The following is a 24,727-nucleotide window of genomic DNA, read 5'->3' as shown; positions in this document are numbered from 1 at the left end:
GGGCAAACTGAGGGAAGTCTCACCTCCGCCCGGCGGAATTAGGCGGAGACCGGGATCGCGGGGCGCAGGAGGTGGCGGCGGGGGCGGCTGACCGACTCGAAGAGCAGCCGCGCGGGTGTCTCCGTGGCCCGCGTCTTGTGCACGAAGGCGTGGCGGGCGGCGGCGAAGCCGGAGCGGTCGGCGTACATGTCGCGGCTCATCTCGGCCAGCTCACGCGCCTCGTAGACCTCCAGCGGCACACGTTCGGCGGCCAGGCGCCTCGCCTTCGCCTGGCGGCGACGGCGGGCGGCGCGCGGGTCACTCTCGCGCTCGGCCAGGGCGGTCAGCCATTCGCCGTACGCGTCGGGGTGGCGCGGGCCGACTTCGTCGGCCAGTCCGAGCGTGACCGCCCGGGCGGCGCTGACCGGCAGCTTGCCGTCGACCAGTTCCTGGGCCCGGTCGCCGCCGACACGGCGCGGGAGGGTGAAGGTGTGCAGCTCCGACCCGTACAACCCGATGTCGTAATAAGGGTTGAGAACGATCCCGTCGCGGGCCGCCACGATGTCGGCGCCCAGCCCGAGCATCACGCCGCCGGCGCCGGCGCTCCCGGCGTAGGCGGCGATGACCACCTGCTTCGTGCAGGTGACGATCTCCCGGCACACGTCGTTGATGGCCCGGATGTTGGCCCAGGCGGTGCCGGCCGGGTCGGGCGCGGCCTCGGCCACGTTGAGGTGGATGCCGTTGCTGAAGGCGTCGGTCCCGCTCCGCAGCACCAGCACGCTGGTGTCCTGGGCGGCGGCGTGGCGCAGCCCGGCCAGCAGCCGTCGGCAGTGCCCGGGCGCCATCGCGCCGTTGTAGAAGTCGAAGCTGAGCCAGCCGACGCGCCCGGCCCGGCGGTAGCGGACCTGGCGATAGGCGGCCGGGGACTCGGGCTCCACGTCGACCGGCAGGGGGGAGTGGGGCACGCCGCGCAGGCGGGCGCCGAGCAGCGTCGTCGAGGGCAGTTTGATCTTGGCTCGCGGATGCTGCGGGCCGGCCGCGCGCAGGTGGCCGAGCCAGAGGCTGCCGTCGCCGGTGCCGACCAGGACGGCGCCCTGCCGGCGGCTGATGATCTGGCCCGGTTTTTTGTCGAAGCGGCGGCCGAGGCCCGGCGTGGCGTCGTACGCGAAGACGTCCAGCCCGCCGACTTCGGTGCGCACGCCCGGCGCGCCGTCGGCGGCCCGGATCGTGCGGAGGATCCGCTCGGTGGGGTCGCTCCAGTCGAAGGCGCGGTCCTTCTGGGTCATGAGCGGCCGCGTCTGCGACTCTTTCTGCGCCGTCGGCCGGAACGAAGGGTCGGCCGCCTTGGCCACGACCTCGAGGACGCACTCCATGGCGGCGTCGGCCACCGGCCCGTTGTAGAGCGACGACTTGCGCGGCGGGGCGGCCGGCATCGCGAAGGTGCGGGTGGCCCAGACCGGGCCGGCGTCCATCTCGTCGACGGCCTGGAGCGCGGTGACGCCCCAGGACCGCGCGCCCTCGGCGATGGCCCAGTCCAGCGAGGACGGCCCCCGGTCACCGGCCGGGCCGGGGTGGATGATCACCGTGCGCCAGTGCCGCCAGACCTCCGCGGGCACCCTGTCCTTGAGGAAGGGGCAGATGATGAGCTCGGGCTCGGCCCGGCGGACGCCGTCGATGATGTCGGCCGCGCCGGTCGCGAGCTGCACACCGACATCGTGTCCGGCCTCGCGCAGCGCACACCAGGCACGCTGGCTGAGGCCGTTGAACGCCGTGACGAGCAGCAGGATTCGCACGTTGGCCACTCTTTACCTGGCATAGACGTTTATGTCGGACATCCTGTGCGTCCGTCGAATGTCAGAGGGCCGGACTAGACTTGGCGTCGTACCCCCGCCCCTCCCGGGCGTTGGGGTTTTTCGACGTGGGGTTTTCGCATGCAGCTTTCCGGTCTGATCCCGGCCGCCCTCCGCGATCGCGGCCTCGCGCGCGCCCGTGACCTGGCGCGCAAGGGCTTCGTCGACTCCGATTCGCTCGATCTGACCGCGCCCGCCTCGCTGCGGCCGTTCCTGGTCGCCACCGTCGCCGGTAATGCCGGCCGCCCGGTTCTGGCCGTGACGGCCACCAGCCGCGAGGCCGACGACCTGGCCGACGCGCTCGGCTGCCTGCTGCCGGCCGACCGGGTCGTGGTCTACCCCTCCTGGGAGACGCTGCCGCACGAGCGGCTCTCCCCGCGCTCCGACACGGTCGGCCGTCGCCTGGCCGTGCTGCGCCGCCTCGCCCACCCCGCGGTCGGCCAGGAGATCCAGGTCGTCGTCGCGCCGGTCCGCTCGGTGCTCCAGCCGCAGCTCAAGGGCCTGGGCGATCTCGAGCCGGTCGAGCTGACCACCGGCGGTGAGGCCGAGCTCGAGGGCGTCGCCCGCCGCCTCACCGACATGGCGTACGCCCGGGTCGACCTGGTCACCAAGCGCGGCGAGTTCGCCGTCCGCGGCGGCATCCTCGACGTCTTCCCGCCCACCGACGAGCACCCGTCGCGGGTCGAGTTCTGGGGCGACGAGGTCGAGGAGATCCGCACCTTCGCGGTCGCCGACCAGCGCACCATCGACCCGGTCCAGTCGCTGTTCGCGCCGCCGTGCCGTGAGCTGCTGTTGACGCCTGACGTTCGGTCGAAGGCCGCTTCCCTCGCGGCCGCCCATCCGGAATTGTCGGAAATTCTGGACAAATTGGCAGAGGGTATCCCGGTCGAAGGGATGGAGTCCCTCGCGCCGGCGCTGCTCGACGGCACCGACAGCATGGAGCTCCTGCTCGACTGCATGCCCGCCGACACCCACGTGCTGCTCTGCGACCCCGAGCGCATTCGCACGAGGGCGCACGACCTCACCCGTACATCCGCGGAATTCTTGGAAGCCTCTTGGGCCGCGGCCGCCGTCGGGGGCCAGGCGCCGATCGATGTCGGCGCCGCCGCTTTCAAGACCCTCGCTGATGTACGGGCCCACGCCGCGACCCTGCGTCAGCCCTGGTGGACGGTGTCGCCGTTCGGCCTCGCCTCCGCTGACGAACCCGCCGACGATCAACCGTGGCTGGAGACGCCCGCGGTCGAGGTCGCGCCCGACGCCGGCGACGCCATCGCGCTGGCCGCCCAGCCCGTGCCGCTCTACCACGGCGACACCGCCAAGCTCGCGGCCGACCTGCACGACTGGGCCGCCGCCGGCTGGGCCATCGCGCTCGTCTTCGAGGGGCACGGCACCGCCCAGCGGGCCACCGAGGTGCTGCGCGACGCCGGCCTGGGCGTCACCCCGGTCGAGTCCTTGGAAGAGCCGATCGAGCCCGGCCAGCTCATCGTCACCTGCGGCGGGCTCAACCACGGCTTCGTCGACGAGGCCTCGCAGCTCGCCGTCATCACCGGCAACGACATCACCGGCGGCCGCGGCGCGTCCACGAAGGACATGCGCAAGATGCCGTCGCGGCGGCGCAACACGATCGACCCGCTCGAGCTGAAGCCGGGCGACTTCGTGGTGCACGAGCAGCACGGCATCGGGCGGTACGTGGAGCTGGTCCAGCGCACGGTCAACGGCGCCGACCGCGAATACATCGTGCTCGAATACGCCGCGTCCAAGCGGGGCCAGCCCGGCGACCGGCTCTACGTGCCGACCGACCAGCTCGACCAGCTCTCCCGCTACGTCGGCGGCGAGTCGCCGGCGCTGCACAAGATGGGCGGCGCCGACTGGCAGAAGAGCAAGGCCCGCGCCCGCAAGGCGGTCAAGGAGATCGCCGCCCAGCTCATCCAGCTCTACGCGGCGCGGCAGGCCTCCAAGGGCCACTCGTTCGGTCCGGACACCCCGTGGCAGCGCGAGCTGGAGGACGCCTTCCCCTACCAGGAGACGCCCGACCAGCTCGCCGCCATCTCCGAGGTGAAGCACGACATGGAGCTGTCCGTCCCGATGGACCGCCTGATCTGCGGCGACGTCGGCTACGGCAAGACCGAGATCGCCGTACGGGCCGCCTTCAAGGCCGTGCAGGACGGCAAGCAGGTGGCCGTGCTGGTGCCGACGACCCTGCTGGCTCAGCAGCACTACAACACGTTCACCGAGCGCATGTCGCAGTTCCCGCTCGCCATCAAGCAGCTGTCCCGCTTCCAGACGCCGACCGAGGCCCGCCTGACCCTCGAAGAGGCGGCCAACGGCACCGCCGACATCGTGATCGGCACCCACCGGCTGCTGGCCAACTCCACCAAGTTCAAAAACCTCGGCCTGATCATCGTGGACGAGGAGCAGCGCTTCGGCGTCGAGCACAAGGAGCAGCTCAAGGCCCTGCGCGCCTCGGTCGACGTGCTGACCATGTCGGCCACGCCGATCCCGCGCACCCTGGAGATGGCCATCACCGGCATCCGCGAGATGTCGACCATCGCCACCCCGCCCGAGGAGCGCCACCCGGTGCTCACCTTCGTCGGCGCCCACGACGAGAAGCAGGTGGCGGCGGCCGTGCACCGCGAGCTGCTGCGCGACGGCCAGGTCTTCTACCTGCACAACCGGGTCGAGTCGATCGACAAGGCGGCCCGCAAGCTGCGCGAGCTGGTCCCCGAGGCCCGGGTCGCGGTGGCACACGGCCAGATGAGCGAGGAACAGCTCGAAAAGGTCATGGTCGGCTTCTGGGAGAAGGAGTTCGACGTCCTGGTCTGCACCACGATCGTCGAGTCCGGCATCGACATCCCGAACGCCAACACGCTGATCGTCGAGCGGGCCGACCTGCTCGGCCTGGCTCAGCTCCACCAGATCCGGGGCCGGGTCGGCCGGGGCCGGGAACGGGCGTACGCCTACTTCCTCTACCCGCCGGAGAAACCGCTCACCGAGCAGGCCCACGAGCGCCTGGCGACCATCGCCCAGCACACGGAGCTCGGCGCCGGCATGTACGTGGCGATGAAGGACCTGGAGATCCGCGGCGCCGGCAACCTGCTCGGCGGCGAGCAGTCCGGCCACATCGAGGGCGTCGGCTTCGACCTGTACGTGCGGATGGTCGGCGAGGCGGTGCAGGCCTTCAAGGGCGAACGCCCCGAGGAGGAGCCCGAGGTCAAGATCGACCTCCCGGTCGACGCCCACCTGCCGGTCGAGTACATCGCGGTCGAGCGCCTGCGCCTCGAGATGTACCGCAAACTGGCCGAGGCCCGCGACGAGGAGAAACTGCGCGAGGTCGTGGCCGAGATGACCGACCGCTACGGCGAGCCCCCGGCCCAGGTGGCCAACCTGATCGCGGTCGCCCGTTTCCGCCAGCGCGCCCGCGCGTACGGCCTGACCGACGTCTCGATGCAGGGCAAGCACATCCGCTTCTCCCCGCTCCCGCTGCCCGACTCGAAGCAGATGCGGCTGAAGCGCTACCACCCCGACTCGGTCTACAAGTCGGCCAACGACCAGGTGAGCGTCCCCCGCCCCAGCACCCGCCGCCTGGGCGGCGAGCCGCTGCGCGACCAGGCCCTGCTGGAGTGGTGCGCCCAACTCCTGACCGACGTGCTGGGCGAGCCGGTGCGGGCTTCAGTTTGACGACGAGCGGCGGGCCGGGTGACGTGTGTCATACGGGGCGTGAGAGAGTCATGGCCATGCAGCGTGCCCGCCGACTCGCATCCATGGTTGTCGTCGCGTCTCTGACCGTGGCCGGACTCTCCGCCTGCCGCAGCGAGCCCTCCGTGGCCGCCTATGTGGGCGACTCCGGCCGCATCACGGAGAAGCGCGTCCAGCAGATCTACGACGACGCGCGGACGGCCCTGACCGACGCCGGGGCCAAGGGCGCCGTGCCGATCTCCCGCGGCGACATCGTGAAGACGCTGGTCAGCGCCGACGTGATGAGCCGGGTGGCGAAAAACGAGAACGTCACCCTGCCGGCCAACCTGCCGCTGGGCGACTACGCGACCCAGCTGAAGCTGCCGGAGAAGGCGGAGTACGTGCGGCTCTACGCGGAGTCGGACGCGCTGATCCGCCTGCTCCGCGAGCGGGCCGGCTCCTCGTCGGCCAAGCCGAGCGACGAAGACCTCCAGACGGTCTACGACACGCTGAAGGCGGCCGGGGAAGTCGACCCGGCGATGACGTTCGACCAGTTCAAGACCCAGCTGCCGGCCGAGAACCAGCAACTGGTGACGACGTCGGCCGCGGTCCGCGACGAGGTGGCCTCGGCCGCGGGCGACTTGAAGATCAAGGTGAACCCGCGCTACCAGCCGCTGCAGATCTCGGTCCTGGACTTCCAGACCCAGAACGGCGAGCTGCGCCCGCTGGTCACGGTCCCGCTGGGCGCGGCCGACGCCGGTGCCCCCGTGATCGAGGTGCCCTGACCCCTGGCAGAGTTGGCGGCATGACCGCTCGGATCGTCCTGCTCGTCACGTCACCACGCCTGCCCGCGGGCTTGCTGACGGCCGCCGCGTGGGACACGCTCCGCGCCCACCCCGTCTACACCGCCGCCGAGTCCCCACAGGCAGCCGCCCTACGAGCGAGCGGCGTCCCGGTAACGGTCATCGACCCCAACCCGGAGACGCTGCTCGCCACCCTGGGCATCACGCCTTCCCCGACCGGCGCCCCCACTTTCATGGGCGTCCCGATCACCCCCATCTCCGCGGCCGTCCCTAATTTCACGGGCGCGCCTTCCGCTCCCAGCTCCACGGCCGTTACCCCCACTCCTAGCTCCGCGGGCGCCACCTCCGCTCCTGCTTCCGCGGGCGCCACCTCCGCTCCTTCTTCTGCGGGCGCCACCTCCGCTCCTTCTTCTGCGGGCGCCACCTCCGCTCCTTCTTCCGCGGGCGCCACCTCCGCTCCTGCTTCCGCGGGCACCGATCCCGCTCCTACTTCCGCGGGTGCCGTTCCTGCCCCCACTGCTGCGGGCGCCGCCGACCCCCTTCCCCCATCTCCGAACATTTCCGAAATTTCCGACGACGACAGCGCAGTGGAACGAGGCGCGCTCGCCGACCGCCGCGAGATGGCCAAGCTGGGCGAGGCGGCGGGCCGTGGTGGGGTCGCCGGCCGCGGCGAGGGGGTCGGGCTGGGTGAGGTGGTGGAACGTGGTGGGGTCGCCGGTCGCGGCGAGGGGGGCGGGCTGGGCGAGGTGGCCGGCCGCGGTGAGGTGGTCGGGCTGGGTGAGTTGGCGGAACGAGGCGAGTTCGCCGGCCGCGGTGAGGTGGCCGGGCGCGGCGACGTGGCCGAGCAGCGGGTCGTTGTCTGGCTTGCGGGGCCTGATGGCGATGAAAGCTTTGCCCGCTCTCTTGGGCTTCGGCTTGCGCGGGAGCCTGGTCTCGCCGAGCTTGAGCTCATGTATGGGTCGTGGGATCCGCCCGGTGCCCGCCTGCTCGACGCCGTGGCGGTGATGGATCAGCTGGTCTCGCCCGGTGGGGATCCCTGGAAGCGGCAGCAGAACCATCAAACCCTTGCGCAATATCTTCTCGAAGAGGCCTACGAGGCGTACGACACAATCGAAGCCGATGACACCGATGCTCTTCGGGAGGAGCTCGGGGACGTACTGCTGCAAATTCTCTTGCATTCTCGTCTGGCCGAGGAGCATCCCGAGGATGAGCGCTGGAGCATCGACGACGTGGCCGGCGGCTTTGTCGACAAGATGATCCGCCGGAATCCGCATGTTTTCGCGGGTGAGGCCGTGGCCGACATCGAAGAGATCACCGCCAACTGGGAGCGCATCAAAAAAGCCGAGAAATCCCGCCAATCCGCGCTGGACGGCATTGCTCTCTCTCAGCCGGCTCTCGCTCTGAGTGCCAAGATTCTTTCCCGTACGCGACGAGCGGGCCTCGAGGTGCCGCTGCCCACCGGCGACGACGTCGGATCCCGGCTGCTCCGCCTCGTCGCCGAGTCGCCCGACGCCGAACACCTTCTGCGCCAGGCTGCCCTCGCCTACGCCGACACGGTGCGAGCGCGCGAAAATGTCCGACCCCCCGAGTAGGTTTCACGACATGCCGGAGTTCGTACCGCTAGCCGAGCGCATCGTCGACGCCATCCTCGAGGCCGAGCCGGGGCTCGCCACCGAGACGGGTGACCACCGCTTCGACGACCGCATGCCCGACCTCTCGCCGGGCGCCGTCACCGCCAAGGTCGCCATGCTGCGCGATGCCGCCGACGCCCTGTCCGGTGTCGACGCCGACGGTCTCGAGCCCGAGGAGCAGGTCGACCACGCGATCCTCGCCGCCATCGTCGAGCGGGGCCTGTTCGAGGCCACCGACGTTCGCGAGCACGAGTGGAACCCGCTGCACCACAACCCCGGCCCTCTGCTGCACGCTCTTCTCTCGCGCCAGTTCGCCCCGGCCGAGGAGCGCCTCACCAGCCTGGCCGGCCGGCTCGCCGCCATCCCCGACGCCCTGGCCACCGCCCGTGCCGTCCTGCGCGACGTCCCTCGCATCCACGCCGAGACCGCGGTCGGCCAGTTCGCCGGCACGGCCGGCCTGATCCGTGACGAGCTGCCCCTTCTGCTCGAGCAGGAGCCCGGCATGGCCGCGGCCGTCGAGCCCGCCGCCGCCACCGCCCTGGCCGCTCTGTCCGAGTTCGACGGCTGGCTTCGCGCGCGGCTCGACAGCAACGAGCCCGGCCGCGACCCCCGCCTGGGCCGCCGCCTGTGGGAGGCCCGCCTCTGGCACACGCTCGACACCGAGCTGCCGGCGGCCGAGGTCCTGTCCCGGGCCCGCGAAAACCTGGCCCGGGTCGGCGAGCAGCTCCGCCAGGCCTCGGCCGAGCTGGTCGGCGGCCCGGCCACCGACGAGACCGTCCGCCGTGCCCTCGACAGCCTGGCCGCGCAGCATCCGGCCGACGACACGATCGTCGGCCTGGCCCGCGTGACCATGGAGGAGGCCACCGAGTTCGTCCGCAAACACGACGTCCTCACCCTGCTCGACGACCCGCTGGTCATCGAGGAGATGCCCGAGTTCGCCCGGGGCGTCGCCGTGGCGTACTGCGATCCGCCCGGCCCCCTGGAGACCGCCGAGGTCCCCACCTTCTACTGCATCTCGCCCACGCCCGCCGACTGGCCGGCCGAGCGCGTCGAGTCGTTCTACCGCGAGTACAACGACCACATGATCAGGGACCTCACGGTCCACGAGGCCATGCCCGGCCACTTCCTCCAGCTGGCACACGCCCGCCGCTTCCGCGCCGCCACCCGGGTCCGCTCGATGGGCTGGTCGGGCCCGTTCGTCGAGGGCTGGGCCGTGTACGCCGAGGAGGTCATGGCCGACCTGGGCTTCGGCGGCCTGCCGGTCCGCTTGCAGCAGCTCAAGATGCAGCTCCGGATGAGCTTGAACGCCATCATCGACCAGCTGGTCCACTGTGAAGACCTCCCACAGTCCGAGGCCATGGCGCTGATGACCGGCCCCGGCTTCCAGGAGGACGGCGAGGCCGCCGGCAAGTGGCGCCGCGCCCTGCTCACATCGACTCAGCTGTCCACGTACTTTGTCGGCTACACCGAGGTGTCCGCTTTGGCCGCCGCCCGCCCGTTCGGCGCCACCCCCAAGGCGTGGCACGACGCCATGCTGGCCCACGGCTCCCCACCGCCCCGCCACTTGCGCACCCTCCTCGGCGTCTGACCGGCCCCGGCGTGCGCCCTGGCCCATCGTGGCGCCCCCGGCGTGCGTGGAGGCGCCCGCCGTCCTCGGCGTGAGCGCCGGGCGCGCCTGCCTTGTTGGTGTGAGGGGCTCGGGCGCGGCTGGCCCGGGCTGGGCGCAAGCTCGGCCGAGCCCTACGATCTCGGGCGGCGTGGAGGATCTCCGTGGCGGCGGGGTGTCCGAGATGGTTGGTTCTTGGGCTGCTTCCGTTGATGGTGCTGCTCGTCGCCGGCTGCGGAGCAGGTGAGGGCAAGCCCGCGGCCGAGCCGGTGCCGTCGGCCAGTGGGCCCGATGCCAAGGAGGAGTTTCGGGCGGCACTGCGGCGGCTTCAATCTGCTCCCTACAAGTTCAGCGTCACCGGTGACGTGTCCGCTTCTCTGCGACTCACCGCCTCCGGCGCGCATGATCCGAAGGCGCGCAAGCTCACCCGTACCGTCAGTCTCTCCGGCGGCCGGCCCGGCCAGTCGATCGTCATCGGCGCCGACTCCTACAGCCGGGTCGACGGTGAAGGGCCGTGGATCCACGCCGATCTCGACGAGCTGAGCAGTGGTGTCCTCTTCGTCAAGTCCGACCCGGTCGACCCCAACGGCCTGGCCCGCTTCACCGAGAACGTGACCCTTGTGGAGCGTCGCGGTCCGCACGGCTACAAGGGCTACTTCTGGCTTTCTGAGAAGTCGAGCTTCCTCCCGCTGGGAGTTCCCGCCCTCGACCTCTACGGCCCGGCCGGCGGCGACTTCACCGCCACCACCGACGCCGCGGGCAACGTCACGTCCATCGACATCGCGGTCGAGGCGAAAGAGGTGACGGCCGGCCTGACCGCGCGCACCTTCAAGTCGGCCACCAAGTTCACCACGCACGGCCAGGCCGTCTCGATCGTCAAGCCGCAGCAGGTCAGGGCACTCGACTAGATCGAGGCCTATCTGGAAATTACATTAACTATTGCTTGAATCAACCTATGTCGATGCCTCAGGATGGGTGCCAGCGGCGCCGCTTCCCCGAAATCCCCGAGATCCCTGAGGTAGCTGACATGAGTCTGCTCAGACGTGTCCTCGTCGCCCTTCTGGCGGCCGCCGCTGTGCTCGTCGTGCCTACCGCCGCCGCGGCGGCGGCGCCGTTCAAAGTGCTCGCGTTCTACAACGGGACGTGGGATGCCGCGCACATCGACTTCGACAAGGAAGCGCGGGAATGGTTCCCGCAGGCCGCCGCCCAGAACGGCTTCACCTGGGAGGCCACCACCGACTGGAGCCGGCTCAGCGCGACCGGCCTGGCCGGCTACAAGGTCATCATGTTTCTGGACGACGCGCCGCCGGCCGATCGGCGGGCCGCCTTCCAGCAGTACATGCAGAACGGCGGCGCCTGGCTCGGTTTCCACGTCAGCGCCTTCACCACTGATGCCAACAGCTGGAGCTGGTACTACAACACGTTCCTGGGTTCCGGGAACTTCGCGACCAACACGTGGGGCCCCACCGCCGAGACTTTGCGGATCGACGACCGTACACACCCCACGACTTCGACCTTGCCCGCCACCATCCCGTCGGCGGTCAGCGAGTGGTATTCGTGGAGCCGCGACCTGCGCCAGAACCCCGACATCGACATCCTGGCCTCGATCGACGCGTCCAGCTTCCCGGTCGGCACCGACCCCAATCAGCAGTGGCGCTCCGGCTACTACCCGCTGATCTGGTCGAACCGGAACTACAAGATGATCTACACGAACTTCGGGCACAACGGCATGAACTACGAGACCAATACTCGTACGTCCTCGACCTTTGCCAGCCCTCAGCAGAACCAATGGCTCATCAACAGCATCCTGTGGCTGGCCGGCGAGAGCGGCGGCGGTGAGCCCCCGGCCGAGCAGCCCATCGACCCCGCCGGCTGGTACCCGGTCGTCAACAAGAACAGCGCCAAGTGCGTCGACGCCCGCTCGGCCGGCACGGTCAACGGCACCGCGATTCAGCAGTACGCCTGCAATACGAGCACCGCGCAGCAGTACCAGTTCACCCCGACCAGCGGCGGCTACGTCCGCATCGCCAACCGCGGCAACACCGCCCAGGTTCTCGACGTGACCGATGTGTCCACGGCGGACAACGCCAGAATTCAGACTTGGCTGTACGGCGGGGGAGCGAACCAGCAGTGGCAGCCGGTCAGCGAGGGCGGCGGCTACTACCACTTCGTCAACCGCAACAGCGGCAAGTGCCTGGACGTCCCCGCCGCTTCCCAGGCTGACAGCGTCCAGTTGGTCCAGTACGCCTGCAACGGCACCGCGGCTCAGAGCTTCCGCCTGACAAGGTAGGCGCAGTCCGCCGCCGGCGATCTGCACAAGCTCGGCATCACGGGGGTGCTGGGCTTGAGCCGCGTCGGCGGCGGCGACGTGTGTCCGTCGTCCGCCCGGTCAGTCCGGTAGGGACTGTCGCAGTGTTGCTCGGGCACGCCGGGCGAAACCCACATTGATCGCGCCGATCGTGCCCAGCAGCACGACGACGACGGCCACCCCCGGCGATCGCTGGATGGCCAGGGCCCCGGCGGCGAACAACAGCCACGCCACCATCCCCAGCCAGGCCGCCACCACGCGGTCCCGGGCGAACAAAGGCACGCGCCGGGTGACGGCCCATCCGCCGAATCCGGCCCACGCGATTCCGATGACGATCAGAACGGCAAACGCGATTTGTGTACGGGCGGGAAGCGCCGCCTCGGTGGCCCACAGCAGCGCGATCAGCGCGCTGCCGGTCAGCCCGGCGAGCCCCACGGCCACGTAGAAGAGGCGCCGGCGCAACGAGAGCGGACCTGTCAGTCCTTTGAGGACGTCCTCGGGTGTCATGCCTCGTAGCCCTTTCGGAGAAGTTCCGCGCGCAGCAGCCGCCGCGCTCGGTGGAGCCGCGACTTGACCGTCCCCACCGGCACGGCGCAGATCTGGGCGCACGCCTCCAGCGGCAGGTCCGACAGGTAGAACAGGATCAGCACCTCACGGTCGCGGGGCGGCAGCGCACTCAGCGCCCCGTCGATCAGCTCGCGGTCGAGAAGGTCGGGCAGCGGGTCGCCGGCCGCTTCGGCGGCCGACTCGTCGAGCGGGCCGGTGTCGGGGGACGCGTACGACTGACGCAATTGATTCATCACCGCCCGCCGTGCGATGGCGAAGAGCCAGGGCGCGAAAAGACCCGGTTGCCGCAGCCGGGGCAACTGCCGCACCACCGCCAGCCAGATCTCCTGCACCACATCGTCGTCGGCTCGCGACAGCATTCGGCGCACGTAGCGTTCCACCGTCCCGTGCCAGACCCGCACCAGCTCGGCGAAGGCTTCCCGCTCACCCAGCTGGCAGCGAACCACCAGCGACTCGTCGCTCATGCCTTAGTCAGTCGTTGTGGGGGCGCCGAAGGTTCATTCCGCCTGACGCAGTAGTGCTAGGTCCCCTCCCGTTACGGGGGATTACCGGCTGGGTTCGCATCGAGAAGCTTCATACCGTCGAGTTGTCCATGTTTTGTCCCGACGGGGGGAGTTTCGACCATGCGCAAACGTCTGGCCCAGTGGGGCGTCGCCACCGCCTTGGTGGCGACGCTCGTAGCCGGGGCGGCCGGCCCAGCCGCCGCCGCGGCCAGCCAGAACCGACATGGAGACCAACGCCTGCAGGCCGCCGCCGACGACCTGCACCGGCTCGGCATCACGGGGGTGCAGGCCCTGAGCCGGGTCGACGGAAGAACCGGCCGGGCCCTGGCCGGTGACGCGCCGGCCGACGGCTATTTCCGGATGGGCAGCAACACCAAGACGTTCCTCGCCGTCGTCGTTCTCCAGCTGGCCGGCGAGCGGCGGCTCTCGCTCGACGACACGGTCGACCACTGGCTGCCCGGCGTCGTCTCCGGCAACGGCAACGACGGCCGCCGCATCACGCTCCGCCAGCTCCTGCAACACACCAGCGGCCTGTACAACTACACGAACACCCTGGAGGGCCTGGACTCGTACGAGGGCTATCTGGCGCACCGCCGCGACCACTACGACCTGGCCGACCTGGTGGCCCTGGCGATGAAGCACGAGCCCGTCTTCGCGCCCGGCACGAGCTGGGACTACTCGAACACCAACTACATCCTGGCCGGAATGATCGTCGAGAAGGCCACCGGCCGTCCGTGGCCGGCCGAGGTCACCAATCGGATCATCCGCCCTCTCGGCCTGCGGCACACGTCGTACCCGGGCGACCGCGCCACCCTGCCCGCCCCGCACGCCAAGGCCCACCAGCAGTGGACCCCGGACGGTCCGCTGTACGACACCACGATCCTCAACCCGACGGTCGCCGCCTCGGCCGGCGGCCTGATCACCACGCCCGCCGACCTGGCCCGCTTCTGGCAGGCCCTGCAACAGGGGCGCCTGCTCGCGCCGCGCCAGATGGCCGACATGCACCGCACGGTTCCCGCCGAGACTTGGCAGGACGGCACCCGTTACGGCCTGGGCATCGAGTTCATCCCCAACCGCTGCGGCGGTTATTGGGCGCACGGCGGCGACGTCCCCGGCTCCCACACCGCCAACGCCGTGAGCCCGAACGGCAAGCGGGTGGTCGTGCTGTCCTTGACCACCCAGCCGGCCTCGGGTGAGACACAGCAGGCCCTCCAGGGCCGCATCAACCAGCTGGCGGACGACGTGATCTGCGGATCGAAGTAGTCCACAACCGACAGCCCGCGACCCCGGCGCCGACCGCGCCGGGGTCGCACCGCTTCACGCCCGCTCACCCGCCGAAAGGACGGCGGTCACGAAATGCTGGAACACGAGCCAGGGCAGGGCCGGCGCGCCGTGGATGTGCAGGGTCGCCTTGTCGAGAGGCTCAGGGCGGAACGGAGCCAGGCGCGGCTTGCGGTCCGGAATGCGTACCTCCAGGCGGCCCCCGCCGGGCGGAGGAGCGGCCGGCCAGAGGTCGCTCTCCGATCCCACCCGGTCGAGGAGTGAGATCAGCGCCGGCCACGGCAGTTCACCCTCGGTCGTCTCGACCCGGGCGTCAGCGGGGTGAAGTCCGTCCGGCGTCATGTCCGGGATCAGGATCGCGAGGCCACCGCGGCCGCGGGCGTCGCCGTGCGCTGAGTAGGTCGAGACGACCTGGAACGGCTCGGGCATCAGCGCTTGGTGGGCTCGAGGAAAGCGCCGGCCTCCGTGTCGTCGGTGAGGGAGGTCAGGGTGATGTCGGCCTTTTTGCCGGCGATCGTGGCGGCGAAGCTGGCCAGGGCGCCCTCGTTGGTCACGCACAGGTCGAAGGCGCTGGCCGGGGTGCCCGAGACCTCTTTCAGTGACAGGCACGTGGCGTGGCGGCCGGCGATCGTCGTGTCGCGCTGGGTGGAGACGACCTCGGGGTCGAGGGCGGCCGTGGTCAGCATCGACTCGGCGGCCTCGGGGGTCACCAGCGCCCCGGTGAGGGTGGCGGCCGCGGTCGGGTCGGGCGCTGACCTCGTACAGGAAACGCCCTGGCATCTGATCGTCGCTGTCGGGGTGACGATGAGGCGGCCGCCGGGATAGACGTAGCTGGAGCGCGACGGCTCCTGCGTGATCGTCGCCGTGGCGCCGCCGGCCAGGTGGTAGGTCGCCGTGTAGGTCAGTGCGCCACCGGCGGCGAGCTGCGCGGCCGTCTCCGTGATCAGGTCGTCGCGGGTCGGGCCGGCCGCGCTCGCCTCGTCGAGGCCGGTGCAGGCGGTCGTGCCGAGCAGCAGCGCGCCGGCGGCTAACGCGGCAGCGGCGGCGGTAAGGCGCGGAACAGGCACGACTGACACCATGTCCTACGCGCGCAACCCGCCGCAAATCAGTATTGGCGGCGCGCCCGCAATTGGGCTTGCAGGATGTAGTGCCGCACGATTTTCGCCTGATGTTCGTCGATTTCCGGGAAAACCGCTACCAATTCCACCTGAAGCGGTCCCCGCGACGGCACCTGCTGGCGCATCGAGCTGACCTTGGTGGCCCGCGCCGGGAACGACACGATCTCGTCGTCCAACTGAATGCGCAGCGTGATGTCATCGCCGGGGCGGACCGTGACGTCGGTGAAGCGGGCCCGCACGGAGTGTTCGCTGAGGTCGTGCACCTGGCCCTGCGCCGGTTCCTCAGACGGGAGGAGCAGGACGATCGGCTCCCCGCCACCGCCGCGGACGTAGTCGCGGCTCTGCTCGATCGCCGGCTCGCCCGAAAACCGCACTTCCACCCGGTTTCCGTCGATCGCCACCACCTGCGCGGACAGCGCGTAGCGACCGCGCGGAGCCGCCGCCCAGCGCAGCGTGACCGTCGAGTTGGCCGGCGGGAGGTCGGCCACGGCCAGGGACAGCGTGATCACCGTCCCCGAGGCCTGTACGACGCGGACTTCGGGCATCGTCTCGCCGAAGGAGGTCAACTCCACGTACGAGCCGTCGGCGGGAAGCAAGGGTGCGCTCATAGTGCCGGTGTCATCGGCAGGCCGGCCGGCGACCTTAGCGTTTTCACCCACCGCGCGTACGCCCGCCACTTGGGCTCGATACGCTCATTGTCGTGGTCGGCCGCAGGGTCGCGGTCGGTGAACGGCAGCGTTACACAAAGGGAGCGACACGACACATGGCCACCATTGAAGCGATCGTCGCCCGCGAGATCCTGGACTCCCGGGGCAACCCGACCGTCGAGGTCGAGGTCGGGCTCGACGACGGCACGGTCGGCCGCGCCGCGGTCCCCTCGGGTGCCTCCACGGGCGCGTTCGAGGCGATCGAGCTGCGCGACGGCGACAAGGGCCGCTACCTCGGCAAGGGTGTCGAGAAGGCCGTCGCCAACGTCGAAGACAAGATCGCCGACGAGCTCCTCGGCTACGAGGCGAGCGAGCAGCGGCTGATCGACCAGAAGATGCTCGACCTGGACGGCACGGCCGACAAGTCGGAGCTGGGCGCGAACGCCATCCTCGGCGTGTCGCTGGCGGTGGCCAAGGCCGCCGCGCTCTCGGCCGAGCTTCCGCTGTTCCGCTACGTCGGCGGGCCCAACGCGGCCGTCCTGCCGGTGCCGATGATGAACATCCTCAACGGCGGCGCCCACGCCGACTCGAACGTCGACGTGCAGGAATTCATGATCGCCCCGATCGGGGCGCCCACCTTCCGCGAGGCGCTGCGCACCGGCGCCGAGGTCTACCACGCCCTCAAGTCGGTGCTGAAGAAGAAGGGCCTCTCGACCGGCCTGGGCGACGAGGGCGGCTTCGCGCCGAGCCTGCCGTCCAACGCGTCCGCGCTCGACCTGATCGCCGAGGCCGTGCAGGCCGCCGGCTTCTCCCTGGGCACCGACATCGTGCTGGCCATGGACGTCGCGGCGACCGAGTTCTACTCCGACGGTTCGTACGTCTTCGAGGGCAACCCGAAGTCGACCGACGAGATGATCGCCTACTACGCCAAGCTGGCCGCCGACTACCCGATCGTCTCGATCGAGGACCCGCTGTCCGAGGAGGACTGGGCCGGCTGGAGCGCGATGACCTCGGAGCTCGGCAGCAAGATCCAGATCGTCGGCGACGACCTGTTCGTGACCAACCCGACCCGCATCGGCCGGGGCATCGCCGAGGGCGCGGCCAACTCGGTCCTCGTCAAGGTCAACCAGATCGGCTCGCTCACCGAGACGCTCGACGCGGTCGACCTGGCCCACCGGGCCGGTTTCACGACCATGATGAGCCACCGCTCGGGCGAGACCGAGGACACCACGATCGCCGACCTGGCCGTCGCGGTGGGCAGCGGACAGATCAAGACGGGCGCGCCGGCCCGTTCCGACCGCGTCGCCAAGTACAACCAGCTCCTGCGCATCGAGGAGCAGCTGGAGGGCGCGGCCCGGTACGCCGGTGCGGGCGCTTTCCCGCGTTACCGCACGGCGTGACGAGCGCCCGCTAGATCATGGAGTTGTGGCGCCCGCTTTCCGGGGCATAGGTTTCCGGAAGCGGGCGGCACAGCGAGCGGGGGAGCAGGGTGACGACACAGCGACGAGCACCGAGCGGTCAGGGCCCGGCCCGCCGCCCCGGTTCGGCGCGCGTGCGGACCACCGGCTCCACCCGCATCCAGCGCAACCGGCCCTCCGCCTCGCGGCGCACGGTCACGGTCAGCCGGGGCACCACGAAACGGACGGTGGCGCCGCGCCCGCGCGCGCTCACCGGCCGGGCCACCGTGCTCATCATCGTGTTGATCGCGCTGGCCCTGGCGTACACCTATCCCTTGCGGGTCTATCTCGCGCAGCGGTCGCAGATCGAGCAGCTCGAGGCCGACCAGGCCACCCAGCGCGAAAAGATCGCACAGACGTCGCAAGAGCTCCAGAAATGGAACGACCCGGAATATGTGCGGGCCCAGGCCCGGGAAAAGCTTTTCTATGTACGCCCGGGGGAGACTCCCCTGCTCGTGCTGAACGACCCGGCCGGCGCCGCCGCCGAGGCCGGGGAGAAAGATCCGGCGGCCGCATCCGGCCCCTGGTACGACACCATGTGGAACAGCGTTCGAGCCGCTGACACGGAGTCCTCTGAATAAGATGCAAGACGACCTGGACATTGTCGAGGCCCAGCTGGGCCGCCGTCCCCGGGGCACCCGTGCCATCGCGCACCGCTGCCCGTGCGGAAATCCCGACGTCGTGGAGACGTCGCCCCGCCTGGAGGACGGCACCCCGTTCCCCACCCTCTACTACTTGACCTGCCCGCACGCCACGGCCGCGTGCAGCCGGCTCGAGTCGGCCGGTGTCATGCGCGACATGCAGGAGCGCCTGTCCACCGATCCCGAGCTCGCCGAGCAGTACAAGAAGGCGGCCGAGGACTACGTGACCCGCCGCAAGGCCATCCAGGACGTGCCCGAGATCGCCCACGTGGCCGCCGGCGGCATGCCCGATCGGGTGAAATGCCTGCATGTGCACCTCGGGCACGCGCTCGCCGTGGGCCGTGGCATCAACCCGTTCGGTGACGAGGTGCGCGACGCGGTGGAGCCGTGGTGGGCCGACGGGCCCTGTGTGCGCAAGGATTCCTAGCGTGGAGATCCGTCGCGCCAGGACCAAGGACGTGCGGGCCATCCGCGACCTCGTCGACACCTACACCACCGACCGCCGGCTGCTGAGCAAGGCGACGGTCACCCTGTACGAGTCGGTCCAGGAGTTCTGGGTCGCCGTCGACGACCGCGACCGGGTGTACGGCTGCGGCGCCCTGCACGTCATGTGGGAGGACCTGGCCGAGATCCGCACGGTCGCCGTCGACCCCGCGGCCCGGGGCCAGAAGATCGGCCGCCGGATCGTCGAGCAGCTGCTCGACGTGGCCCGCGAGGTCGGCGTGGCCCGCGTCTTCTGCCTCACGTTCGAGACCCGCTTCTTCGGCTCGTTCGGGTTCACCGAGATCGACGGCGCGCCCGTGCCGCACGCCGTCTATGAGCAACTGCTGCGGTCGTACGACGAGGGTGTGGCCGAATTCCTCGATCTGGAACGGGTCAAGCCGAACACGTTGGGAAACACGAGAATGCTGCTGCACCTATGAGAGTCGCGGCGATCGACTGCGGGACGAACTCGATCCGCCTGCTCATCGCGGACGTGATCGAAGGCGGCCTGACCGATGTGACGCGCCAGATGGAGATCGTCCGGCTCGGCGAGGGCGTCGACCGGACGGGACGGCTGTCGGACGCGGCCATCGCCCGTACGCGGAAAGCTCTTGCCGGTTTTGCCGCTTCCATCACGTCGCATGACGTGGCGAAGGTGCGCATGTGCGCGACCTCGGCGTCGCGGGACGCCGACAACGCGCAGGACTTCCGCGCCATGGTCCGCGGCGTGCTCGGCGTCGACCCCGAGGTGATCAGCGGGGACGAGGAGGCGCGGCTGTCGTTCGCCGGCGCCGTGGCCGGCCTCAAGGCCGAGCAGCCCTACCTGATCGTCGACATCGGCGGCGGCTCGACCGAGTTCGTCACGGGCAGTGAAAGCGTCGATCATGCCATCTCGATGGACATCGGCTGCGTCCGGATGACGGAGCGTCACCTGCACGGTGATCCGCCGACCGCCGCCGAGATCGTCGCGGCCGAGCGGGACATCGAGGCCGCGGTCGACGTCGCGCTCGCCGCGGTGCCCGGGAAAGAAGCGAAGACGCTGGTCGGGCTGGCCGGGACGGTCACGACCGTCGTTGCTCTGGCCGAGGACCTTCCCTCGTACGACCCCACGCGCATCCACCACGCGAGGGTGACCTACGAGCAGGTCGCCGCGGTCACCTCCGACGTGCTGGCCATGTCCGTGGCCGAGCGGCGGTCACTGCCCGTGATGCACCCGGGCCGGGCCGACGTGATCGGCGGCGGAGCGCTGATCCTGCGGATCATCATGGAACGCGCCGGGCAGACCTCGGTGATCGCCTCCGAACACGACATTCTCGACGGGATCGCCTACAAACTGGTGGGATGACCAACCTTCGACAGCAGATCGTCGCCGAGCTCGGCGTCAAGTCGTCCATCGACGCGGCCGCCGAGATCCGGCAGCGGATCGACTTCCTCAAGGACTACCTGCGGTCGACACCGGCCAAGGGCTTCGTGCTCGGCATCAGCGGCGGACAGGACAGCACCCTGGCCGGCAAGCTCTGCCAGACGGCCGCGGCCGAGTTGCGGGCCGAGGGACACGACGCGACGTTCGTGGCCGTCCGGCTTCCGTACGGCGTGCAGGCCGACGAGGACGACGCGCAGATCGCGCTGCGCTTCATCGAGCCCGACCGGTCCATCGCGGTCAACGTCAAGCCCAGCTCGGACGCGGTGGCGGCGGAGACGGCGGCAGGCCTGGGCGAGCCGGTGCGCGACTTCGTCCGCGGCAACATCAAGGCCCGCGAGCGCATGGTCATCCAGTACTCGGTCGCCGGCCAGCTCAACATGCTGGTCGTCGGCACCGACCACGCGGCCGAGGCGGTGACCGGCTTCTTCACCAAGTTCGGCGACGGTGGTGTGGACATCACGCCGCTGACCGGCCTGACCAAGCGCCAAGGGGCTTCTCTGTTGCGTCATTTGGACGCCCCGGCTTCTTGCTGGCAGAAGGTGCCGACAGCCGATCTCGAGGACGATCGCCCGGCCCTGCCGGACGAGGAGGCGCTCGGCGTTCGCTATGCCGAGATCGACGACTACCTGGAAGGCGCTGACGTCTCCGCCGCGGTGGCGGAGCGCGTCGAGTCTCTGTTTCTCGCGACCCGGCACAAGCGGACGGTGCCGGTGACGCCGCTCGATGCGTGGTGGCGTTCTTGACGGTATTTCGCAGTGCGCAGTACTGTGCACCGCGTGGATACCACCCAGCTCCTCAAGGGCGTGCTGGATCTGGCCGTCCTCGCCGCGCTGCGCGACGAGGACGGCTACGGCTACGACATCCTGCGCAGGCTCCGGGCCGCCGGCCTCGACGACGTCGGTGACGCCTCGGTCTACGGCACGCTGCGCCGCTTGTTCGCGGCCGGCTTCCTGACCACGTATGTCGTGCCCAGCGACGAAGGCCCCCATCGCAAGTACTACGGCCTGAACCCCGCCGGCCGGGCCGAGCTGGAACGGTCCGCCAAGACCTGGAGCGGCTTCGCATCCACCATGGACGATCTTCTTCGCGAGCGGGGGACGGCGTGAACATCACGGCGCAGGACGAGATTGCCGACTACGTGGCCGCGGTCCGGGAGGCCCTGGCCGACCTGCCCGGCCCGACCCGCGACGAGCTGCTGGAAGATCTGCCGGAACACTTGGCGGAGGTCCGGGCCGAGGGTTCGGGCACGCTGATCGACCGGCTGGGGACCCCGGCGGCGTACGCGGCGGAGCTGCGCGCCACGGCCGGCTTCGTCGGCGGCTTCCCCGACCCGCCGCGCGGCAAGTGGGTGACCCCGGCCGAGATCAGGGCCAAGGTGCAGCCGGTCCTCGACAAGGCCGACGTCAAGGTCGGCCCGCTGATCGGCTACCCCAAGGCCAGCGACTTCCTGGTGCTGCTGCGCCCGGCCTGGTGGGTGCTGCGCGGCTACCTGGTGGCGATGGCCGTGGCGATGATCCTGGACGACAGCTCGGGCAACCCCGGCCTGCTGCCCCGCGTCGGCGGCAGCGACATCATCGCCCTGGCCCTGCTGGCGGGCGGCATCGCCGGTTCGATCCTGCTCGGCAAGCGCGGCGTCCGGCTGTCGCAGTGGCCGCGGTGGGCGCTCTATTCAGCGACGACCGTTCTGGTGATTTTCGGCCTGGCCGGCTTCACCACGGCCGACAACAACGTCCGGCAGCCCGGCTTCAGCGACGTGGGCAGCTACGAGCCCAGCAACCCCTACGACACGGTCAACGACTTATTCGTGTACGACGAGGACGGCAACCTGGTCCGCAACGCGCGCGTCTTCGACCAGAACGGCAACCCCCTGCAGTTCGGCGGCGGCTACTGCACCGACCCGAACACCGGCGAGACCTGGCACACCCGCAACCTGGGCTACCCGTACTGCCCGCAGGACGCACCCTTCGGCCCCACCCCGTCGGCCGACGCCCGCCCGACTCCGTCGGAGCTCATCCCCCCGGCGCTCTCGGAGGACGGCACCCCCTCCGCGGACGACGCCGCCCCTTCCGCGGGCGACGCCGCCCCTTCCGCGGGCGACGCCGCCCCTTCCGCGGGCGACGCCGCTACGCCCGCAGACGACGCCGCCGCGCCCTCGGCCGGCGCCGCTTCGCCCTCGGGTGCCGCGGCCAAGCCGTCGGGTGCTGCCGCGCCGTCGTCGTCCGCCGCCAACGGCGCCTCCTCGGGCCGGCCGGCGCCCTCCGCTTCGGCCGGCGCCCCCTCGCCGACCGGCGCGGGCGGCCGATAAAAGCTGGGTAACGGGGTCGCGGCCGGGTCCGGCCGATCGTTAGGGTCCCTCTGCGATCGGTCGACCCCCTCGACCGGCCCCCGGAAAGGAACCACCCCAGTGAGCAACCCCGTCCCGCCGTTCGGCGGCGACTACCCGCCGCCCGGCCAGGGCCAGCCCGGCTACCCGCCCGCAGGCGGCCCCCAGCCCGGCTACCCGCCCGCGGGTCAGGGCCAGCCCGGCTTCCCGCCGCCTGCCCAGAACCACCCCGGCTACCCGCCGGCCCCCCAGGGCCAGCCGGCCCAGCCCGCTTACACCCCCGACGGCACCCAGCCCGCCTACCCGCCGGCCGGAGCCCAGCCCGGCTTCCCGCCCGCGGGTGCCCAGCCCGGCGGCGCGCCGCAGCCCGGCTTCCCGCCGCCCGGCGCCCAGCCCGGCGGTTTCCCGCCGCCCAACGCCGGCGGTTTCCCGCCGCCGAACAGCGGCGAGGCCCCGCCCAACTACGTGGCCTTCCCGGTCGAGAAGAAGAGCGGCGGCGCCGGCAAGGTGCTCCTGCGCGTCTTCGGCGCGATCGTCGTCGGCATCATCGTCATCGCCCTGAAGGTCGGCATCGGCTCGGCCCTCTTCGGCGGCGACGACGCCAAGGAGGCCAAGGCCGGCGACTGCATCTCCGCCGACACCGACATCCCCGAGGACAAGACCGAACGCACCCAGGCCAACGTGGTCGACTGCGCCGACTCCGACGCCGCCTACTCGGTCGTGGCCCGCGTAGAGGGCGAAAGCGACCCCAAGTCCACGTCTTGCGACAAGTTCTTCAAGGAGGGCGAGCGCTTCCTCGTCCTGGGCAGCGCCAGCGACGGCGGCTACCTCCTCTGCCTGCGCCCCACCAAGGCGTCCTGAGGCATCCCCGGCGAGGACCTTCCCAGGTCCTCGCCGGTCTGTTTCTTCAGGACCTCGCCGCCAGCCATGCGATCGCGTGACCGGCGGAGGCCTGGTGCTTCGCCGGCACCTCGGAGAGCCGTACTCCGATGACGTCGGCGTCGACGAGCCCGGCGTCGAGTAGTGCGCCCACGAAGTTCCGGTCCTTCTCGCGGAGAGCGCACAGCTTCGCGACACATAGGTCCTCTTTGTCGAGGCACCAGCCCGTGTACTGAGGGTTTCCGGTCAGCGCAGCGGTGTTCGCGTTTTGGACTTTGACCAGCCGCTCCCGCCAGCCGGTCGGCAGGATCGCCGTGTCGAGGTCGACGCCGTCGATGCTGAAGCCGTGCTGCTCCTCGAAGGGTGACCATTCACCGGCGACGCCTTCGATCAGGTCGGCGAGTCTTGCGACGTCCCCGCCGTCGTCGCCGAGCGGAAGAATGTCGATCTCGGTCGACATGGTGGCCTCGGCGGGAAGCTCGTCCTCGGTGAAGGATCCGAGGATGGATTGGGAACCGACGACGACCACAGCGTCGTGTCCGATGATCTGACAAGCGGTCCGGATTGCATGTTCGAGTTGATCGCGTCGCATCAGCTCGCCAGCTTCAGAGCCGCGGAGCGCTCGGACTGAGGCAGCAGACCGCGCATCGGCGAGACCTCGCGCATCTCTATCGAGTCGGTGTCGAGTCCTGTCATCACGCGGTGCAACCCTGTCAGGTCGCCCTCGTCGACGAGGTGTTGCCATCGGTCCAGATTCCGCAGGTGGGGTTGGCCGCGGGTGCCCTCTCGCAAGCGTTCGAGATTGTGCAGCATGATGGGCCGCCACTCATCCAACGTTGTGGACGTCAGATGGCTGCTGAGCCGGCGGTGCAGCTCCCAGGAGCGTCTCGGTGAGCGGCCCAGCTCCTGCCTGACGGGGCGCCGAATGACCTCTAGCCGGTATCCCATGCAGGACAGGAGGCGATCGAGCATGTCGTCGCTCAGGTGCCCGTGCCCGGAGAGGTACTGGCTGATGCTCGGCTGACGGACCCCACTGATCCGGGACAGCTCGGACTGAGTGATGCCGGTATCCCGCATCACGTCCCGCAGAACCTCGCCACGGTTCGTCATGATTCGACTATAGCAAAAATTGCTATGGTCGACCGCCGCGTTTAGGCCCTCACTGCACCGGCTGCCGCCCATGAACCGGCCCTTCCGTCCGCAGCAGGGTCAGCACTTCCTGGAGATCTTTGGGCCTGACCCGATTCGACGGACAGGGTCGATGTGTTGATCCTCAAGCTACCTTGAGAACGGTTAGCGGCCGGGTATTGGTGCCAGTCTCGTAGGCGGCTGGGCTTTGGTAGCCAAGGCTGGAGTGCCGGCGGCGGATGTTGTACCAACCTTCGATGTACTCGAATATCGCCTGTCGGGCCGCAGCCCGGGTGGGCCAGGCCTGCCGGTGAATGAGTTCGGTTTTGATGGTCGAGAAAAACGATTCGGCGACGGCGTTGTCCCAGCACTGGCCGCGCCGGCCGACGGAGAGCCGGACGTGGTGTCGTTTGGCGAGGCGGGCG

The 24,727-nt window shown here is 70.2% G+C and carries 24 protein-coding genes and 2 pseudogenes; 17 read left to right on the top strand and 9 right to left on the bottom strand.

Translation table 11 applies throughout. From position 1 onward, the window contains the following. Positions 1-38 precede the first annotated feature (38 nt). Positions 39-1,772, bottom strand: a complete 1,734-nt coding sequence (locus CRP55_RS25395) for an enoyl-CoA hydratase-related protein (RefSeq protein WP_097322857.1) — start codon at positions 1,770-1,772, stop codon at positions 39-41. A 138-nt stretch (positions 1,773-1,910) separates the two neighbouring features. Here CRP55_RS25395 and mfd point away from each other — a divergent pair, with 138 nt between their 5' ends. From mfd to CRP55_RS25360, 7 genes and pseudogenes are all read left to right on the top strand, one after another. Beyond that, complete coding sequence (mfd, locus tag CRP55_RS25390) at positions 1,911-5,507, top strand: transcription-repair coupling factor (RefSeq protein WP_097322647.1); 3,597 nt, start codon at positions 1,911-1,913, stop codon at positions 5,505-5,507. 83 nt (positions 5,508-5,590) lie between these two features. Next, positions 5,591-6,289, top strand: a complete 699-nt coding sequence (locus tag CRP55_RS25385) for a hypothetical protein (protein WP_097322646.1) — start codon at positions 5,591-5,593, stop codon at positions 6,287-6,289. 20 nt (positions 6,290-6,309) lie between these two features. Then, positions 6,310-6,474 (top strand): annotated as a pseudogene (locus CRP55_RS25380) (nucleoside triphosphate pyrophosphohydrolase); the annotation flags it as partial. A 481-nt stretch (positions 6,475-6,955) separates the two neighbouring features. Continuing rightward, positions 6,956-7,899: pseudogene (locus CRP55_RS25375) on the top strand (nucleoside triphosphate pyrophosphohydrolase). Between the two features lie 10 nt (positions 7,900-7,909). Continuing rightward, a complete protein-coding gene (locus tag CRP55_RS25370) occupies positions 7,910-9,526 on the top strand; it encodes a DUF885 domain-containing protein (RefSeq protein ID WP_097322645.1) in 1,617 nt (538 codons plus the stop codon). Between the two features lie 230 nt (positions 9,527-9,756). Next, complete coding sequence (locus CRP55_RS25365; protein ID WP_097322644.1) at positions 9,757-10,452, top strand: hypothetical protein; 696 nt, start codon at positions 9,757-9,759, stop codon at positions 10,450-10,452. 119 nt (positions 10,453-10,571) lie between these two features. Beyond that, positions 10,572-11,834: an RICIN domain-containing protein gene (locus CRP55_RS25360; protein ID WP_097322643.1), complete on the top strand. Its 1,263-nt coding sequence runs from the start codon at positions 10,572-10,574 to the stop codon at positions 11,832-11,834. A 99-nt stretch (positions 11,835-11,933) separates the two neighbouring features. On the opposite strand, the gene CRP55_RS25355 is transcribed toward CRP55_RS25360, so the two are convergent. Both CRP55_RS25355 and CRP55_RS25350 read right to left on the bottom strand, forming a co-directional pair. Further along, positions 11,934-12,359, bottom strand: coding sequence for a transmembrane transport protein (locus CRP55_RS25355; RefSeq protein WP_097322642.1), 426 nt, complete (start codon positions 12,357-12,359; stop codon positions 11,934-11,936). Next, positions 12,356-12,883 carry an RNA polymerase sigma factor gene (locus CRP55_RS25350; RefSeq protein WP_097322641.1) on the bottom strand — a complete coding sequence of 176 codons (528 nt, stop codon included), beginning with the start codon at positions 12,881-12,883 and terminating at the stop codon, positions 12,356-12,358. Before CRP55_RS25350 ends, CRP55_RS25355 begins: the two co-directional genes overlap by 4 nt. Positions 12,884-13,042: 159 nt before the next feature. On the opposite strand from CRP55_RS25350, the gene CRP55_RS25345 reads away from it, so the two are divergent. Further along, positions 13,043-14,185, top strand: a complete 1,143-nt coding sequence (locus CRP55_RS25345; RefSeq protein ID WP_097322640.1) for a serine hydrolase domain-containing protein — start codon at positions 13,043-13,045, stop codon at positions 14,183-14,185. 54 nt (positions 14,186-14,239) lie between these two features. Here CRP55_RS25345 and CRP55_RS25340 read toward each other — a convergent pair whose 3' ends face one another. Genes CRP55_RS25340 through CRP55_RS25330 form a run of 3 tightly spaced genes read right to left on the bottom strand, consistent with a single transcriptional unit; the run spans position 14,240 to position 15,998 of the window. After that, positions 14,240-14,632 (bottom strand): hypothetical protein, encoded by a 393-nt coding sequence (locus tag CRP55_RS25340; protein ID WP_097322639.1) that lies wholly within the window; start codon positions 14,630-14,632, stop codon positions 14,240-14,242. Continuing rightward, positions 14,632-15,270: a hypothetical protein gene (locus tag CRP55_RS52260; RefSeq protein WP_143234875.1), complete on the bottom strand. Its 639-nt coding sequence runs from the start codon at positions 15,268-15,270 to the stop codon at positions 14,632-14,634. The genes CRP55_RS25340 and CRP55_RS52260 overlap by 1 nt, the downstream gene beginning before the upstream one ends. A gap of 38 nt (positions 15,271-15,308) precedes the next feature. Further along, complete coding sequence (locus tag CRP55_RS25330) at positions 15,309-15,998, bottom strand: PilZ domain-containing protein (protein ID WP_245923368.1); 690 nt, start codon at positions 15,996-15,998, stop codon at positions 15,309-15,311. Positions 15,999-16,084: 86 nt separating this feature from the next. Between CRP55_RS25330 and eno the strand changes: the two genes are divergently transcribed. From eno to CRP55_RS53220, 9 genes are all read left to right on the top strand, one after another. Beyond that, entirely contained in the window at positions 16,085-17,368 is a 1,284-nt protein-coding gene (eno, locus tag CRP55_RS25325; RefSeq protein WP_097322636.1) for a phosphopyruvate hydratase, read from the top strand. Positions 17,369-17,457: 89 nt separating this feature from the next. Further along, positions 17,458-18,006: an FtsB family cell division protein gene (locus CRP55_RS25320; protein WP_097322635.1), complete on the top strand. Its 549-nt coding sequence runs from the start codon at positions 17,458-17,460 to the stop codon at positions 18,004-18,006. 1 nt (position 18,007) lies between these two features. Next, the gene (locus CRP55_RS25315; RefSeq protein WP_143234873.1) at positions 18,008-18,493 is read left to right on the top strand and encodes a DUF501 domain-containing protein; all 486 of its coding nucleotides are present in this window, start codon (positions 18,008-18,010) and stop codon (positions 18,491-18,493) included. 1 nt (position 18,494) lies between these two features. Then, a complete protein-coding gene (locus tag CRP55_RS25310; RefSeq protein WP_245923367.1) occupies positions 18,495-18,989 on the top strand; it encodes an amino-acid N-acetyltransferase in 495 nt (164 codons plus the stop codon). Next, positions 18,986-19,894, top strand: coding sequence for a Ppx/GppA phosphatase family protein (locus CRP55_RS25305; protein ID WP_097322633.1), 909 nt, complete (start codon positions 18,986-18,988; stop codon positions 19,892-19,894). Before CRP55_RS25310 ends, CRP55_RS25305 begins: the two co-directional genes overlap by 4 nt. After that, a complete protein-coding gene (nadE, locus tag CRP55_RS25300) occupies positions 19,891-20,715 on the top strand; it encodes an NAD(+) synthase (RefSeq protein ID WP_097322632.1) in 825 nt (274 codons plus the stop codon). The genes CRP55_RS25305 and nadE overlap by 4 nt, the downstream gene beginning before the upstream one ends. Positions 20,716-20,748: 33 nt before the next feature. Continuing rightward, complete coding sequence (locus CRP55_RS25295; protein ID WP_097322856.1) at positions 20,749-21,078, top strand: PadR family transcriptional regulator; 330 nt, start codon at positions 20,749-20,751, stop codon at positions 21,076-21,078. Beyond that, positions 21,075-22,277 (top strand): HAAS signaling domain-containing protein, encoded by a 1,203-nt coding sequence (locus CRP55_RS25290; RefSeq protein WP_101536214.1) that lies wholly within the window; start codon positions 21,075-21,077, stop codon positions 22,275-22,277. Before CRP55_RS25295 ends, CRP55_RS25290 begins: the two co-directional genes overlap by 4 nt. Positions 22,278-22,376: 99 nt before the next feature. Next, on the top strand, positions 22,377-23,156 hold the full coding sequence (locus CRP55_RS53220; RefSeq protein WP_097322631.1) for an LppU/SCO3897 family protein: 780 nt from the start codon (positions 22,377-22,379) through the stop codon (positions 23,154-23,156). Positions 23,157-23,202: 46 nt separating this feature from the next. Here CRP55_RS53220 and CRP55_RS25280 read toward each other — a convergent pair whose 3' ends face one another. The 3 genes from CRP55_RS25280 to CRP55_RS25270 form a co-directional block, all read right to left on the bottom strand. Beyond that, positions 23,203-23,766 carry a DUF6036 family nucleotidyltransferase gene (locus tag CRP55_RS25280; protein ID WP_097322630.1) on the bottom strand — a complete coding sequence of 188 codons (564 nt, stop codon included), beginning with the start codon at positions 23,764-23,766 and terminating at the stop codon, positions 23,203-23,205. Then, positions 23,766-24,284, bottom strand: a complete 519-nt coding sequence (locus tag CRP55_RS25275) for a helix-turn-helix domain-containing protein (RefSeq protein WP_218854699.1) — start codon at positions 24,282-24,284, stop codon at positions 23,766-23,768. Before CRP55_RS25275 ends, CRP55_RS25280 begins: the two co-directional genes overlap by 1 nt. Before the next feature lie 163 nt (positions 24,285-24,447). Further along, a partial coding sequence (locus tag CRP55_RS25270) for an integrase core domain-containing protein (RefSeq protein ID WP_143234871.1) occupies positions 24,448-24,727 on the bottom strand: 280 nt, incomplete at its 5' end.

The sequence above is a fragment of the Paractinoplanes atraurantiacus genome (genome assembly GCF_900215205.1).
Classification (GTDB): Bacteria; Actinomycetota; Actinomycetes; order Mycobacteriales; family Micromonosporaceae; genus Actinoplanes; species Actinoplanes atraurantiacus.
The sequence above is the reverse complement of the archived record's forward strand: the minus strand, read 5'-3'. Positions and strand labels throughout refer to the sequence as shown.